The sequence below is a fragment of the Sodalis sp. RH24 genome, assembly GCF_047324145.1.
Lineage (GTDB): Bacteria > Pseudomonadota > Gammaproteobacteria > Enterobacterales > Enterobacteriaceae > Acerihabitans.
Window position 1 is genome coordinate 359320 of record NZ_CP178729.1, and the last position, 13817, is coordinate 373136.

Genomic DNA, 13817 nt, shown 5'->3' on the forward strand with positions numbered 1-13817 from the left:
TTGTTCCCCAAACACCTCTTCATCACCTGAGCAATCTCGAATGGCTATATAAGGCTGTTTTTGCCATAATGGCTAAATCATACCGCTCGCGGAGATTACACCATGATCACGGAACTGCTTAATTTCGATGAATTGCCCCAGGCAAACGCCTCGCAAGTGAAAAACAAATGGGGGGAGGTGGTGCGGAGGGTGCATCAGGGCGGAACCCTGGCCATTACCAATCATTCCACCGTGGAAATGGTGCTGCTGGATGTCGCCACCTATCGTGAATTGACTCACTCTTTGCTGCTGCTTAAAGCACGCGAGCAATCGGTACTGGATGACCTGACCGACAGGTTCAATGCACGGCTGGCGGTGCTAGAAAATCCGGACGCCGCCGTGAATGTAGCTTCTGTGCTGGCGCGGCGGGGGGCGCTGAAACGGCGGCCCAAGGCGGGCGAGGGCTTCTAATGGCGCGGCCGTTTATTTTTGTTCTGGCGGGCGTTAACGGCGGCGGCAAAAGTTCGGTGGGCGGCAGCCTGCTGGCAGAGCACGGCCTGGCATGGTTTAATCCGGATGCCTATGCCCGTGAGCTTATGACCCAACTGGGGCTGGAGCCTGACGAGGCGAACGGCCGGGCATGGACCTTTGGACGTTCGCGGCTGGAAGCCGCCATCGCCGGGGGCGCCAACTATGCCTTTGAAACCACGCTGGGCGGCAATACCATGCCACGGCTGCTGAGCCAGGCCTGCGAAACGCATGAGGTGATCATGCTGTTCTGCGGGCTATCATCACCGGAGCAGCATATCAGGCGCGTACAGCTGCGCGTGAGTCATGGCGGCCATGCCATACCCTCCCAGAAAATACGGGAACGGTGGGTCACGTCGCGGGCTAATCTGATAAAGCTGCTGCCGTTGCTTGCCCATGTGCAGGTTTTCGATAACAGTCTGGATGCCAGGCCCGGCGACGCAATTCCGGACCCGACTCTGGTGCTTGAAACGGTGCGGGGGAAAATGGTATTTCCCCCGGCCGATGATGCCCGGGCGTTGAGCGCCACTCCGGCTTGGGCGCGGCCGCTCCTGGAGGCGGCTATGGAACTGGCGGAGTGAAGGGGCTATTGCTTGACGTCCACCTGATAAAAAATATGCTTGCCGAAGGGGTCGATTTCGTAGCCGGTGACGTCCTTGCGCACCGGTTCAAAAATGGTTGAATGGGCAATCATCACCGCCGGCATCTGCTCGTGCATCATGTCCTGCGCCTGCTGGTAAAGCGCGATGCGCCGGTTATGGTCGCTGCTGGCGCGCGCTTCGGTAATCAATTTATCAAACGGCGCGTAACACCATCTGGCCGAATTGGAACCGCCGTTGGCCGAAGTGCAGGAAAACAGCGGGCCGAAAAAGTTATCCGGATCGCCGGTGGCGGTGGTCCAGCCCATCAGCGCCGCCTGATGCTCGCCGCTCCTGACCCGCTTCAGGTACTCGCCCCACTCATAGGTGACGATATTGGCCTTGACGCCGATTTTCGCCCAATCGGATTGGATCATTTCCGCCATGCGCCGGGCGTTGGGGTTATACGGCCGCTGTACCGGCATCGCCCACAGATCGATGGTCAGGCCGTCGGGGAACCCCGCGTCCTTGAGCAGGGCGCGGGCCTGGTCCGGGTTAAAATCATAATCGCGCAGATCTTCTTTGGCGCTCCAGACCCCCGGCGGCAGGATATTTTTCGCGGCGGTGCCGGTGCCCTGGAAGATGGCCGCGATAATCGCCGGTTTGTTAATGGCCATGGCCAGCGCCTGGCGTACCTTCACGTTGTCAAGCGGCGGCTTTTGCGTATTAAAGGCCAGAAAACCGGTGTTAAGCCCGGCTTTTTGCATAAGCGTAATATCTTTATTGTCGCGCATGCGCGGCAGATCGGCCGGATTGGGAAACGGCATGACCTGGCACTCGCCTTTTTCCAGCTTGGCGAAGCGCACCGAGGCGTCGGGGGTAATGGCGTAGACCAGACGGTCAAGCTTGGCCTTGCCCTGCCAATAGTCGGGGAAGGCGCTGAACAGAATGCGCGAATCCTTTTGATACTGGGTCAGCTGGAACGGTCCCGTGCCGACGGGATCCCTATCCACCCGTTCCGGCGTGCCGGCCTTTAACATGGCGTCGGCGTATTCGCTTGACAGTATCGAAGCGAAATACCAGGCCAGATCGGCCAGGAACGGCGCCTCGGCATGGGCAAGGGTAAAGCGCACGGTGTGATCGTCCACCTTGTCGATGGCGGTCAGCAGCGTGCCGAACTCCAGGCTGTCAAAATTGGCATAGGTGCCGTTGGACACATTGTGGTAAGGATGCTGCTTATCCTTTTGCCGCATAAACGAAAAAATCACGTCGTCGGCGTTGAAATCACGGGTGGGCTTAAAGTATTTGTTACCCTGGAATTTTACGCCCTGGCGCAGATGGAAGGTATAGATCTTGCCGTCGGCGCTGATATCCCAGCTTTCGGCCAGGCTGGGCTGCAGCTCGGTGGTGCCGGTCTTGAAATCCACCAGCCGGTTATAAACCGGCACCGCGCTGGCATCCACGCTGGTGCCCGAGGTATACAGCTGCGGGTTAAAGTTTTCCGGCGAGCCTTCCGAGCAGAACACCAGCGTTTTGGCCGACGCCGCGCCGCTGACGGCCAGCGCCAATGCCGCCAGCGTCACTATTGCCGGCGACGGACGTCCCGTATTGGTCTTTGTTCCTTTACCTGATAGGTGATCTAATCCCGGCTTCATATCATATCCCCGAATAATGGCTGTCCGCCAAAAGCACAAGCCTCATTCTTATCAGTATGCGGTTCATAAATAAAGCCATTTTGATGCTAAAATCCGACCGCCTGGCCGTCGCGCCGGCTGTCGCTGGCGGCGACATAACCGTGGTCGCGATCCGCCGACAGCCGCCAGATAAACTGGCCCGAGCCGAAATCCATATAAGGATCGTTGACCGATTTCAACCGGTGGCCCATGGCGCGCAGCTGTTCCGCCACCAGGGGATTGACGGTGGCCTCCAGGTCCAGGGTAAAATCACGGTTGACCTTCCAGCGCGGCGCGTCGCAGGCGGCTTGGGGCTGCTGGTGGAAATCCAGCATGCGCACCAGCGTCTGCATATGGCCCTGCGGCTGCATATCGCCGCCCATGACGCCAAAGCTCATCTGCGCCTGGCCGTCTTTGGTCAAAAAGGCCGGGATAATGGTCTGGAACGGGCGCTTGCCGGGCGCCACCACGTTAACCGAACGCGGGTCGCTGGAGAACCCGGCGCCCCGGTTTTGCAGGCTGATGCCGTAATCCGGCACCACCACCCCCGAACCGAAGCCCATATAATTGGATTGGATAAACGACACCATCATGCCGCTTTCATCGGCGGTGGCCAGGTAAACGGTGCCGCCGCTGGCGGGCAGGCCGGGCTGCGGATCCGCCGCCCGCGCCGGGTCGATCAGGCGCGCCCGGCCGGCCAGATAGCTTTTATCCAGCATTTGTGACGGCGTCACATCCATGCTGGCCGGATCGGCAACGTAGCGGTAGACATCGGCGAAGGCCAGCTTCATGGCCTCGATTTGCAGATGCTGGGCCGCGGCGCCGTCAAGGGCGAGCCCGGCCAGATCAAAGTGTTCCAGGATGCCGAGGGCGATAAGCGCGGCGATGCCCTGGCCGTTGGGCGGCATTTCATGCAGGGTATAACCGCGGTAGTCCTGGCTGATGGGCGTTACCCATTCCGGCTGGTAGGCGGCCAGATCGCCGCGCGTCAGGCTGCCGCCGCTGGTCTGTGACCAGGCGACGATTTTTTCGGCGATTTCGCCTTCATAAAAAGCGCGGCCGCCCTGCCGCGCCAGCAGCCGCAAGCTGCGCGCGGCGGCTGGAAAGACAAACTTTTCGCCGATCTCGGGGGCGCGCCCCCCGGGCATAAAGGCGTCGGCAAAACCGGGCTGCCCGGCCAGTATGGTCACCGCCGCCCGCCATTTCGCCGCGACAATCGGCGCAATGGTCACGCCGCGCTCGGCCACGTCGATGGCGGTCTGCATCAGCCGTTCGAACGGCAGCCGGCCGAAGCGCTGGTGCAGCGCCGTCCAGCCCGCGACGGCGCCCGGTACGGTGACCGAGTCCCAGCCCCGTTCCGGGCGTTTGGCCATGCCGTTGCCGTCCTCGCCATGACGGCGGCGAAAGTGGGCCAGATCCCAACTGGCCGGCGCCGGACCGGAAGCGTTAAGGCCGTGCAGCCGCGCGCCGTCCCAGACCATGGCGAAGGCGTCGCTGCCCAGGCCGTTGGAGCAGGGTTCCACCACCGTGAGCGTCGCGGCGGCGGCAATGGCTGCATCCACCGCGTTGCCGCCTTCCAGCAGGACGCTGTTGCCGGCCTGGGCGGCGATGGGGTGGGACGTCGCCACCACATTGCGGGCAAATAACGGCGCGCGTACGGTGGGATAGGGGTTATGCCAATTAAATGTCATGCTGTGCTCCCGGCGTGGCCTGGGGGGATGGGTCATCCTGGTGAAGGCGCCGCTCCGCCTCGAGCAGCAGCGCGCGGCGGTCGATCTTATTGGTGCCGGCCAGGGGAAAACTGTCCACCAGCCAGATATGGCGCGGATGCAGGTAGGCCGCGCCGTGGCGCAGGGTAAACGCCTTCAGTTCCCCGGCGCTGGCCTGCCGGCCGGGGCGCAGGATCACCCAGGCCACCGGCTTGGTGCCTTTTATCTCGTCCGCCACCGGCACCACGCAGGCCTGTTGTACCGCGGGATGCCGTTCGATAAGGTGCTCCACTTCGCTCGGGTAGATATTCTCGGCGCCGCTGACGAACATATCGTCCAGCCGGCCGATAAAGGTATAAAACCCCTGGTCGTCGCGGGCGAACACATCGCCGGTGATATAATAACCGTCATCGGTAAACGGCGGCCGCAGGTCCGGACGCTGGTGATAGCCCTGCATCAGGCCCGGGCTTTTCAGCTCCAGAATGCCGCGCGCGGCCTCCCGGCCCTGGGGATCGCGCAAACGCAGGCTAACCTGGGGATGGGCGGCGCCGGCGCTCAGCCGCGGTGTGGGGATGCCCCGCGGATGCGGGCCGAATACCACCGGTCCGCCTTCGGTGGTGCCGTAGGCGTTAATGATGCGCGCCTGCGGCAACAGCTGGCCGATTTGCTGGAACAGGCTGTCGGTTACCGGCGCCGATCCCATGCGCACCACCCTGACGCTGGTTAAATCACTGCGCGCCAGTAAATCCTTTTCCTGCAGCATCATGGCGATCATCGGCGGCACCGCCGTCAGCCAGCTGCAGCGGTAGCGGCTAATGGCGTTGATATAGTCGCGGGCGCTGAACTGCGGCAGCAGCACGGTGGTGACATGGCTGGCAAGCGTTAACAGCGCCAGCGCCAGCGCGTTCATATGGTAAAGCGGGGCGGCGATCAGCACCCGCTCGCCCTCCAGCTCATGGTTCTCAAGGCGGGTACGCACCACCCAGGCATGGCTGGCATGGGTTAAGCGCACGCCTTTGGGCATGCCGGTGGAACCCGAGGTATACAGCAGCAGCGCCAGGTCGTCCGGCCCGGCGGGGAAGGGCGTCAGCTCTCCGGGGTCGATAAAGGCCGCCAGCCCGTCCGCGCCCGCGCCGTCAAACACCACGCGCGGCAGGTCGATCGCCGGCCGGGACAGCTGATCGGCATCGCCCAGCAGCACACGGGCGCCGCTATCGCGCAGGATATTCTCCAGCGTCTCGACCGGAAATTTGAAATTAATCGGGACGGCCACCAGCCCGGCGCGCAGGATGCCCAACAGGCTGGCAATATAATCTATGGAGTTGCGCCCCAGGATGGCGACGCGTTCCCCGGCGCGGTAGCCCCGGGCCAGCAGCGCGCGTCCGATGCCGTCGGCGCGCGCGCCGAGTTCGTCAAAGGTGATTTCCTGCGCGGTGTCGTCCGCCAGCGGGGCGATAAAAGCAATCTGCCCGCCCGGCTGCCGGGTATCGATCATGGCGCCCAGGTTGGTTGTCTGCATCATGGTAAAAACTCGAGTAGGGTGGATAATTCGGGCAGCGCCACCTGTAACCGTCCCGCGCGCCAGCATAGCGGCAGTCCCTGCGCCTCGGCGCCCCGGGCGATGCGCGCCAGATCGCCGCCCAGAAAATGCACGGCGGCAAACATCTCCCGGCCCGCGGCGGGCAACGGCAGTCCATCGAACCGGCGGGCAAAGGCCGCGTAATCGGCGATATGCAAGGCAAAATCACGCCCGGTATCGCCCAGGCGCCGGTATTGACGCCCGCAGTTCTCCACATCGCCGCTGATCACGGTCAGGCCGGTAATGCTTTGGACCTGGTTTTCATGGCTAAGCCATTCGGGACGCCAGACCCATTCGGGGGTGTGGTGCTGGCAAAAGTACACCCGCCCGGCGGGAAAGGTTCCGGCGGCAAGGCGCACCGTGGTGAACCTGGCCAGCCCATGCTCATCGCCGCTGGCCACCTCGCGGGAAAAATCCTGGATCGGCTGCAGGGCAAAACCGGCGTCCGCCAGCGCGCGCGCGGTGCCCCCGGCATCCCGGGTGGCGAACACCAGGCCGTCGATACCCGCCGGACTGTCCAGCAGCTCCTGGCGCAGGCGCCCGCCGTCGGTGGGCAGGCCGACGATTTCAAGATAGCGATCGGCAAACATCATCAGGTAATTAATCGACCCCAATGAATGGTAGCCGCGCGGCGTCAGGGTAAAACCCAGCGCCCGGAACCACTGCGCCGCCCGCTCGGTGGCGAAGTGGGTATTGATAACCAGATGGTCCAACGGGAGGGTCATGATGGTTTCCTAGGCGGTTGCCGTGGCGTACAGTCCGCGCCCGCTGGCCACCAGCCGGCCCTCGCTGTCGAACACCCGCGCCTCGGCGCTGGAAAACTGCTTGCCCACTTTGATCACGGTGCCGACGGCGGTTAAATCCCCTTTTGCCGGACGGTGGTAGTCGACACGCAAATCCAGGGTCGGCACGCCTTTGCCGGTAAACGCCACCAGCGCCCAGTCGGCGGTCAAATCCACCAGGGCGGCCAGGATGCCGCCGTGGGTATAGCCGCCGGCGGGGTTAACCACCCACTCCTCGCGCCAGCGCGCCTTCAGGGTAATTTCGCCCTCGCCGACGGTCAGGACTTCCAGCCCGAGCCATTGATGATACGGGCCTTTTAACAACCGCTCCTGGACTTCGGCGGCGGTGGGGACGGTAATATCGGTCATAATCTGTTCCTTAATAGCATGCAGTCTGCAAACAAAACAGCCGGATGGCGCGGGGCCATAAACTTACCCCGGCCGGCCGGCCGGGTCGCGCGCGGCGTTACGGCGCGACAATCACTTTGCCCAGCACCTCGCGATCGCGAATCAGGCGCAGGCCTTCCGCCGCCTGTTCCAGGGGCAAGACCCGGTCGATAACCGGATCGATACGGCCGTCGGCGATCATCGACAGCAGGTCTTCGAGGTTGTCGCGATAGAAGCTGTTGGAACCCTTGATGGTCAGCTCGAAGCTCCAGACATAACGCAGGTCTTCCTGCGGGTCGTAGCCGGCGGTGGCGCCGCACACCAGCAGGATGCCCCCGCGTTTCAGACACTTCAGGGAGGGGCGCCAGGTATCGCCGCCGGTAAAGTTGATCACCACATCGACGCCGCCTTCCGTGGTGCGGCGCTGTGGCTTGCCGTACTGGCCGATGGCCCATTTTGAAAAATCCGTTTCACGGTAATTGACCACATGATCGGCGCCGAGGGCTTTCAGCGCCTGGGCTTTTTCCTCGCTGCCGGCACAGGCGATGACCTCGGCGCCCAGATGCTTGGCCAGGATCACGCAGGCGGTGCCCACGCCGCCGCTGGCGCCCAGGATCAGCACCCGGTCGCCCTTTTTGACGGTATTATGGGTTATCAGCATGCGGTGGGCGGTGCCGTAGGCCACCGGCAGCGCGGCGGCCTGTGCAAAGTCGACGCCGGCCGGAAGCCTGATAAGCTGCAGCGCGTCCACCGCGGCATATTCGGCCATGCCGCCGTCGGTCATTTCACCCATCAGGCCGACGCCGGGCTTTAACGGATTGACCAGCACCCGATCGCCAACGGACCAGCCCTCGACGCCCGCGCCCAGTTCGGTAATGGTGCCCGCCAGATCCAAGCCGATCACCACCGGCAGCGGCACCTTGATGCCGGGCATGCCCTTGACGGTAAACACATCGTGGTAATTAAAGGACGACGCGCCGACGCGCACCACCACATGGCCGGCCGCGGCGACGGGACGCGGCTTGTCGTTCACCACCCGCAGTTGGTCGAGGTCGCCGTGCTGCTCCAGAATTAAGGCTTTCATAACGTTACTCACAGATTGCTCCTGATTACTTGATGGATTTGGCGGCCAGGTAAGGGCGGTTATCGAACAGGCTGTCGTCCAGGTCGCCCTTGATGGCGCCGCTGGCGACAAAGACCTGATGTTCGCGCTTCAGGGTGTCGATATCCGCCGGCTCGAACTCGATACGGTTCATGCTGTCCCAGCGGCTCATGTAGACCTGCGCGTCTTTTTGCGGCAGGTTGGCCTGTTTTTGCAAAATGGCCACCACGGCGTCGGGATTCGCCTTGCCCCAGGCCAGGGTATCGCGCAGCGCGGCAATGACCCGCGCCACGGTGTCGGGATGCTGGTTAATCAGATCGGCGCGCACCGCGCCGACGCCGATATAGGGCAGGGCATCGGTATGGGTCAGCTTTTTCCATTCGCCGGCAAAGCTGCCGATGGAGGTCACCTTCAGTTCGTCAAGCTGGCTGATGGTCAGCGAGCGCAGGGCCGCGGCGTCCACCTGCTTTTGCGCCAGGAACTGCGCCAGGCGCGATTCATTGCCGCCAATCAGCGAGAAATCCGCCGGCTTGATAGCGTAGTTCTGCTGCAAAATGGTGCTGGCGATAACCGCCACCGACGATCCGGCCGGCGACATGCCGACTTTTTTACCCTGTAGCTGCGCCAGGCTGGTTATCGGCGAACCGGCCGGCACCACAAACTGCACGTCGGCCGGCTGGGTGGCGGCGAAGATTTTGATCGGCACGCCTTCTGACGCGGTACTGAACACGCCCGCCAGCGGCGCGCCGAAGGCCAGGTCTATCGATCCCGAGGCCAGCGCCTTGATGGGGGCGTTGACATCGGGAAAATGGATAAATTCGGCGTCGATACCGCGTTTAGCCAGGAAATCCCGGCTTTCCAGCACCGCGCCGTACCCCAGGCTGACGCCGCTGGTCCAGTAGCCGATGCGGACTTTTTCCGCCGCCTGGGAACCCATGGCCAGCAGCGTGCCGGCGGCCAGCGCAGCCGCCATCAATATCTTTTTCATAACGATTATTCCTGTGTGCGTTGTTTCCAGCGGAAAAGATGACGTTCCAGCGGCTTGAGCAGCCCTCCTTCGAGCAACAGCATCATGGCCACCAGCAGTAAGGTCCAGGCGAACACCTGATCGGTTTGCACCAGATCCCCGGCCTGGCGCAGACGGTAGCCGATACCGTCCGAGGCGCCGAGGGTTTCGGCCACCAGCGACACCCGCCAGCCAAAGCCGAAGGCCAGCCGGGCGCCGGAGAAAAAATAGGGCAGGATGGTCGGCAGGTAGATCTTGAAGAGCGTTTGCCAGCGGCCCATGCGAAAACTGCGCGCCAGCTCCACATACTGCGCATCCACGGTTTGCGCGCCCTGCCAGACGTTGGTCAGGATCAGCGGCATGGCGGTCATGAACACCACAAAGATGGTGGTGGCGCCGGAAATGCCGAACCAGATAATGGCGAATATCGCCCAAATGGCCGACGAGACGGTATTGAACACCGCCAGCAGGGGTTCGAAGAACTGCGCCAGCAGCCGGCTGGCGCCGAGCGCCAGGCCGAATACCGTGCCCACTAGCGTCGCCAGCAGAAACCCGGACAAGACGCGGGAGAAGGTGATGCCGATATCGTGCAGCAGGGAATCGCCATGCCACAAGGCTTCCAGCGCCTGCCAGGTCTTCAGCGGTCCCGGCAGCACGAACGACGGCATGCGCTGGGACGCCAGCCACCAGATAACCAGGAACAGGGCAAGCAGCACCAGGCGCTGGCCGATAAGCGTAATCCAGGATGCGGATGATTTCATGTTCACACCTCCAGCCTTAACAGGCGCGACTGTTCCGCAACCGCGCGCTCGGTGGGCACGCGGGGATGGGGCAGCGACATCTCGATGATTTTATGAATACGGCCGGGGTTGGGTTTGAGCAGCACTACCCGATCGGCCAGCACCACCGCCTCTTCCACGTCATGGGTGACCATCACCACGGTAACGCCTTTCAACTGCTGGATACGCAGCAGTTCGTTATGCATCACGCCGCGGGTTTGCGGATCGAGCTTGGAAAAGGGCTCGTCCATCAATAAAATTTCCGGCTCCACCACCAGGCTGCGCGCCAGGGCCACCCGGCTGCGCATGCCGCCGGAGAGCTGATGCGGCCAGGCGTGGCGAAAATCATGCAGCCCCACCAGCCGCAGCGCGTCGTCGACCTTTGCCGCGCGCTCGGCGCGCGTCAGCCGGGTATTCTCCAGCCCGAAATTAACGTTTTGCTGCACGCTGCGCCAGGGCAGCAAGCGGTCCTCCTGGAACAAATAGGCCACTTTCTCCCAATGGTCGAAGCGGGCGGCGGACTGGCCCTGGATAAAAACATCGCCCTCGTCGGGGGTCAGCAATCCGGAGAGGATATTGAGCAGGGTGCTTTTGCCGCATCCCGAGGCGCCGAGCAGGGCGAGGATTTCCCCCTCGCGTACCGCCAGGGAAATATTGTCCAATACCCGCAGCTGGCCGAAACGCTTGCCGATGCCTTCGGCGCGGATAATTTCCCCCGCCGCGGCATCCTGGGACCGCGCCGCCAACGTCATCAATGGCGGGTTCATAAGGACATGCTCCGCTCGAGGATCGGCAGGATCGCGCCGCCTTTGCTGAGCGTGGCGTAGACCTTTTCCATCGTCATCACCTGGAAGGTCTCGATATGGCGGCGTGCGATGGTCTCCACCCGCCGGGCATCGCCATCGATAAACGCCTGAATCATGGCGTTATGATCGTGCTTGATCTCGGGTTTGGTTTTCTGCACGTTAAAGCCCAGCGCCACCAGCCGCGACATTTCGTCCATAAGGCTCGACAGGGTGCGGATCAGGTGGTTATTGCCCGACGCCCGGGCGATGGCCAGGTGAAAGCGCTTGTTGGCGTTCATAAAAACATCGATCTGTTCCGGCAACGGCGCATGCAGCTCCACACGGCAGGCCGCCTCCAGCTCGCGCAGTTCCTGGATATCGACACGGCCTACCGCCAGCCGCGCCGCCAGCGGTTCCAGCTGGACGCGCAGGGTGAAAATCTCCTCGACGTCCTGCACGGTAATCGGCGCGATGCGGTACCCTTTGCGCGGACGCGATTCAACCAGATGCTCATGGCACAGCCTCGCCAGCGCCACGCGGCAACTGCTTTTGCCGATGGCATAATTTTCCATCAGCTCCGGTTCGGTAATCATGGAGCCCGGCAGCAGGCGGCAGCAAAGAATGTCGTGCCTGATGCGGTTATAGGCGACATCACCCAGGGGTAAATCCGCTGTCTTGCTTAATAATGGCATGTGACCGTCTCTTCCTCTGCTTGTGAGCTGCTCACTGATTAACTCTGGGGCGCTTAATAAACCGCAGTGTAGGATGAGTTAAGCGCGGTGATCCAATATGAAAAAGTGATATCTTATGCCGAAAATAAGCTAATCTGAGCAGCTCACAATATCGCGCCGACCCATGGCGGGACTTAAGATAAATATCGGCTATCGTCAGCGATGAATGTTATTTGACGTCCCGGGCCGCCTGCCGCTTTAGTATTAAGACGCAAGCTAAAGGGGTATTAAAATGACGCATTATGTTGACCTGCCCGGCGCCGGCCGGAACCGAAGCCGAAGCCGTAAAGTGGCGTTTGCCGCGTTTATCGGCACCACCGTGGAATGGTATGATTTTTATATTTACAGTACCGCCGCGGCGCTGATTTTCAGCCATACCTTTTTTCCGCCTTCATCCAATCCACTGTCCGGTTTGTTGGGATCGTTCGCCGCTTATGGCGTGGGCTTTTTTGCGCGCCCGCTGGGCGGTATCATTGCCGGCCATTTCGGCGATCGGGTCGGGCGCAAACGGGTGCTGGTCTCCTCCCTGGTTTTAATGGGCGTCGCGACGCTGCTGACCGGGTTATTGCCTACTTATGCCGTCGCCGGACTGTGGGCCACCGTCCTGCTGGTCTTGCTGCGGTTGCTGCAGGGTATCGCGACGGGGGCGGAATGGGGCGGCGCCTCGCTGCTGTCGGTCGAGCACGCCACGCCGAAAAACCGGGGATTTTTAGGCTCTTTCACGCAAATCGGCTCGGCGGCCGGCATGCTGCTGGCGTCGGGCACGTTTCTTATCGTCAGGGCGTCGATCAGCGCGGACGCCTTTGCCGCCTGGGGTTGGCGGCTGCCTTTTTTGTTCAGCATCGTGCTTATCGGCATCGGTATTTTCGTCCGCCTGCGTATTGACGAACCCGAGGCTTTTTTGCGCGCCAAGGCCGCCGGGAAAATACAGCGCTTTCCCGTGGCGCAGGCGATCCGCCGGCATCCGCGCGGGTTGCTGGTCACCATCGGATTACGCCTGGCGCAGCCGGCGATGTATGCCATCCTAACCACGTACGCGCTGAGCTACCTGGTATTAAAACGCGGCGACGCCACCATGGCGCTGACCGCCGTTCTGGTCGGTTCCGCGGCGGCGATTATCGCCACGCCTTTCTGGGCGCTGCTCTCCGACAAAATCGGCCGCCGCGCGCCGGCGGTCTTCGGCATCCTGGGCATCGGCATTCTGGTCTGGCCGTTCTTTTGGTTTTTGGACCACGGCAATCTGACGTTTCTGCCGCTGGTGGTGGCCGTGGCGCTGGCGGTGTTCGACGCCGCGATATATGGACCGGGCGCGGCCTGGTTTTCGGAGCAATTTCCCATCGAGGTGCGCTACAGCGGCGTCTCCATCGGTTATCAGGTAGGGACGCTGATCTCCGGCGGCCTGACGCCATTTATCGCCACCTATCTGTTTTCGGTGGGTGACGGCTCGCCCTGGCTTATCAGCGCCTATATCTCGTTTTATGCTTTATTAAGCCTGGTTGCCGCCTTTGCCGCGCAAGATCCGGTGCGGGATGGCCGTAACGCGGCACGCGCCGCGCCGGCCGGCGCCGTCTCGTTAGATGCCGAGGATCTCGCATGAGTCATCAACATGATGCCGATATTTTGGCGACGCTTGAGGCCGCCAGTCCGCATGCCGCGGCGTTCAGAAACCTGTCCCGCAGCCATTGGAACAATGGGGCGCTAAGCAGCCGGGATAAACATCTGGTGGCGGTGGCGGTCGCGCAGGTGACGCGCTGTGCTTATTGTATTGAACACCATGCGCGGTTGGCGCGCCGGCTGGGCGCCGTCAGGAACGACGTCTTGGCCGCCGCCTATATCACCGCGGCGCTGGAAACACTGCCGGGCGTCGATATCGATATTAGCGCGGACGGCGAGATAGTTGTGCGATCATCGCCGTTGAGTGGACTGCCGGTAGAGAACGACCGCACTATTTTCGTTAATACCCTGCTGCGGGAACCGACGCTGCCGTTGACGCTGCGTTATGTGGCCGCCGCCGCGGTGGCCCTGGCCAAAGAGCGGGAAGGGCTGCGGCTGGCGTTTCACCAGGCGGCGCTGCGGGCCGGGGCGCTGCCGCAGGCGCTGGAGGAGGGGTATGCGGTGGCGTTGGTGATCCGGGCCGGAGCGGTATACGCGCATACGCTGGGCATTGCGAAAGCGTTCGAATAAACCCGCGCGCAGCCC

General features: G+C 62.3%; 14 protein-coding genes. 4 read left to right on the top strand and 10 right to left on the bottom strand.

Annotated elements, in window-relative coordinates:
- Positions 1-102 precede the first annotated feature (102 nt).
- The gene (locus ACL2XG_RS01610; RefSeq protein WP_413723049.1) at positions 103-450 is read left to right on the top strand and encodes a type II toxin-antitoxin system prevent-host-death family antitoxin; all 348 of its coding nucleotides are present in this window, start codon (positions 103-105) and stop codon (positions 448-450) included.
- Positions 450-1088, top strand: a complete 639-nt coding sequence (locus tag ACL2XG_RS01615) for a hypothetical protein (protein ID WP_413723048.1) — start codon at positions 450-452, stop codon at positions 1086-1088. The genes ACL2XG_RS01610 and ACL2XG_RS01615 overlap by 1 nt, the downstream gene beginning before the upstream one ends.
- 5 nt (positions 1089-1093) lie before the next feature.
- Here ACL2XG_RS01615 and ACL2XG_RS01620 read toward each other — a convergent pair whose 3' ends face one another.
- The 10 genes from ACL2XG_RS01620 to ACL2XG_RS01665 all read right to left on the bottom strand — a co-directional run bounded on the left by ACL2XG_RS01620 (position 1094) and on the right by ACL2XG_RS01665 (position 11579).
- Entirely contained in the window at positions 1094-2740 is a 1647-nt protein-coding gene (locus ACL2XG_RS01620; RefSeq protein ID WP_413723047.1) for an ABC transporter substrate-binding protein, read from the bottom strand.
- 86 nt (positions 2741-2826) lie between these two features.
- On the bottom strand, positions 2827-4449 hold the full coding sequence (locus ACL2XG_RS01625) for a gamma-glutamyltransferase family protein (RefSeq protein WP_413723046.1): 1623 nt from the start codon (positions 4447-4449) through the stop codon (positions 2827-2829).
- Positions 4439-5989: a class I adenylate-forming enzyme family protein gene (locus ACL2XG_RS01630; RefSeq protein ID WP_410014670.1), complete on the bottom strand. Its 1551-nt coding sequence runs from the start codon at positions 5987-5989 to the stop codon at positions 4439-4441. Before ACL2XG_RS01630 ends, ACL2XG_RS01625 begins: the two co-directional genes overlap by 11 nt.
- The gene (locus ACL2XG_RS01635) at positions 5986-6771 is read right to left on the bottom strand and encodes a VOC family protein (protein WP_410014671.1); all 786 of its coding nucleotides are present in this window, start codon (positions 6769-6771) and stop codon (positions 5986-5988) included. Before ACL2XG_RS01635 ends, ACL2XG_RS01630 begins: the two co-directional genes overlap by 4 nt.
- 9 nt (positions 6772-6780) lie before the next feature.
- Positions 6781-7197, bottom strand: coding sequence for a PaaI family thioesterase (locus ACL2XG_RS01640; protein ID WP_331122548.1), 417 nt, complete (start codon positions 7195-7197; stop codon positions 6781-6783).
- 97 nt (positions 7198-7294) lie between these two features.
- Positions 7295-8311 carry a zinc-binding alcohol dehydrogenase family protein gene (locus ACL2XG_RS01645; protein WP_410014672.1) on the bottom strand — a complete coding sequence of 339 codons (1017 nt, stop codon included), beginning with the start codon at positions 8309-8311 and terminating at the stop codon, positions 7295-7297.
- Positions 8312-8324: 13 nt separating this feature from the next.
- Positions 8325-9305 carry an ABC transporter substrate-binding protein gene (locus tag ACL2XG_RS01650; protein ID WP_410014673.1) on the bottom strand — a complete coding sequence of 327 codons (981 nt, stop codon included), beginning with the start codon at positions 9303-9305 and terminating at the stop codon, positions 8325-8327.
- A gap of 5 nt (positions 9306-9310) precedes the next feature.
- Positions 9311-10084, bottom strand: a complete 774-nt coding sequence (locus tag ACL2XG_RS01655) for an ABC transporter permease (RefSeq protein WP_410014674.1) — start codon at positions 10082-10084, stop codon at positions 9311-9313.
- Between the two features lie 2 nt (positions 10085-10086).
- Entirely contained in the window at positions 10087-10869 is a 783-nt protein-coding gene (locus ACL2XG_RS01660; protein ID WP_413723045.1) for an ABC transporter ATP-binding protein, read from the bottom strand.
- Positions 10866-11579 carry a GntR family transcriptional regulator gene (locus ACL2XG_RS01665; protein WP_410014676.1) on the bottom strand — a complete coding sequence of 238 codons (714 nt, stop codon included), beginning with the start codon at positions 11577-11579 and terminating at the stop codon, positions 10866-10868. The genes ACL2XG_RS01660 and ACL2XG_RS01665 overlap by 4 nt, the downstream gene beginning before the upstream one ends.
- Positions 11580-11850: 271 nt before the next feature.
- Between ACL2XG_RS01665 and ACL2XG_RS01670 the strand changes: the two genes are divergently transcribed.
- Positions 11851-13215, top strand: a complete 1365-nt coding sequence (locus ACL2XG_RS01670; protein ID WP_413723044.1) for an MFS transporter — start codon at positions 11851-11853, stop codon at positions 13213-13215.
- Positions 13212-13802 (top strand): carboxymuconolactone decarboxylase family protein, encoded by a 591-nt coding sequence (locus tag ACL2XG_RS01675; RefSeq protein WP_413723043.1) that lies wholly within the window; start codon positions 13212-13214, stop codon positions 13800-13802. Before ACL2XG_RS01670 ends, ACL2XG_RS01675 begins: the two co-directional genes overlap by 4 nt.
- Positions 13803-13817 lie beyond the last annotated feature (15 nt).

Excerpts from the sequence above, each read along its gene's own strand:
- ACL2XG_RS01610 (WP_413723049.1), top strand. The coding sequence starts at position 103 with ATGATCACGGAACTGCTTAATTTCGATGAATTGCCCCAGGCAAACGCC.
- ACL2XG_RS01615 (WP_413723048.1), top strand. The coding sequence starts at position 450 with ATGGCGCGGCCGTTTATTTTTGTTCTGGCGGGCGTTAACGGCGGCGGC.
- ACL2XG_RS01620 (WP_413723047.1), bottom strand. The coding sequence starts at position 2,740 with ATGAAGCCGGGATTAGATCACCTATCAGGTAAAGGAACAAAGACCAAT.
- ACL2XG_RS01625 (WP_413723046.1), bottom strand. The coding sequence starts at position 4,449 with ATGACATTTAATTGGCATAACCCCTATCCCACCGTACGCGCGCCGTTA.
- ACL2XG_RS01630 (WP_410014670.1), bottom strand. The coding sequence starts at position 5,989 with ATGATGCAGACAACCAACCTGGGCGCCATGATCGATACCCGGCAGCCG.
- ACL2XG_RS01635 (WP_410014671.1), bottom strand. The coding sequence starts at position 6,771 with ATGACCCTCCCGTTGGACCATCTGGTTATCAATACCCACTTCGCCACC.
- ACL2XG_RS01640 (WP_331122548.1), bottom strand. The coding sequence starts at position 7,197 with ATGACCGATATTACCGTCCCCACCGCCGCCGAAGTCCAGGAGCGGTTG.
- ACL2XG_RS01650 (WP_410014673.1), bottom strand. The coding sequence starts at position 9,305 with ATGAAAAAGATATTGATGGCGGCTGCGCTGGCCGCCGGCACGCTGCTG.
- ACL2XG_RS01655 (WP_410014674.1), bottom strand. The coding sequence starts at position 10,084 with ATGAAATCATCCGCATCCTGGATTACGCTTATCGGCCAGCGCCTGGTG.
- ACL2XG_RS01660 (WP_413723045.1), bottom strand. The coding sequence starts at position 10,869 with ATGAACCCGCCATTGATGACGTTGGCGGCGCGGTCCCAGGATGCCGCG.
- ACL2XG_RS01665 (WP_410014676.1), bottom strand. The coding sequence starts at position 11,579 with ATGCCATTATTAAGCAAGACAGCGGATTTACCCCTGGGTGATGTCGCC.
- ACL2XG_RS01670 (WP_413723044.1), top strand. The coding sequence starts at position 11,851 with ATGACGCATTATGTTGACCTGCCCGGCGCCGGCCGGAACCGAAGCCGA.
- ACL2XG_RS01675 (WP_413723043.1), top strand. The coding sequence starts at position 13,212 with ATGAGTCATCAACATGATGCCGATATTTTGGCGACGCTTGAGGCCGCC.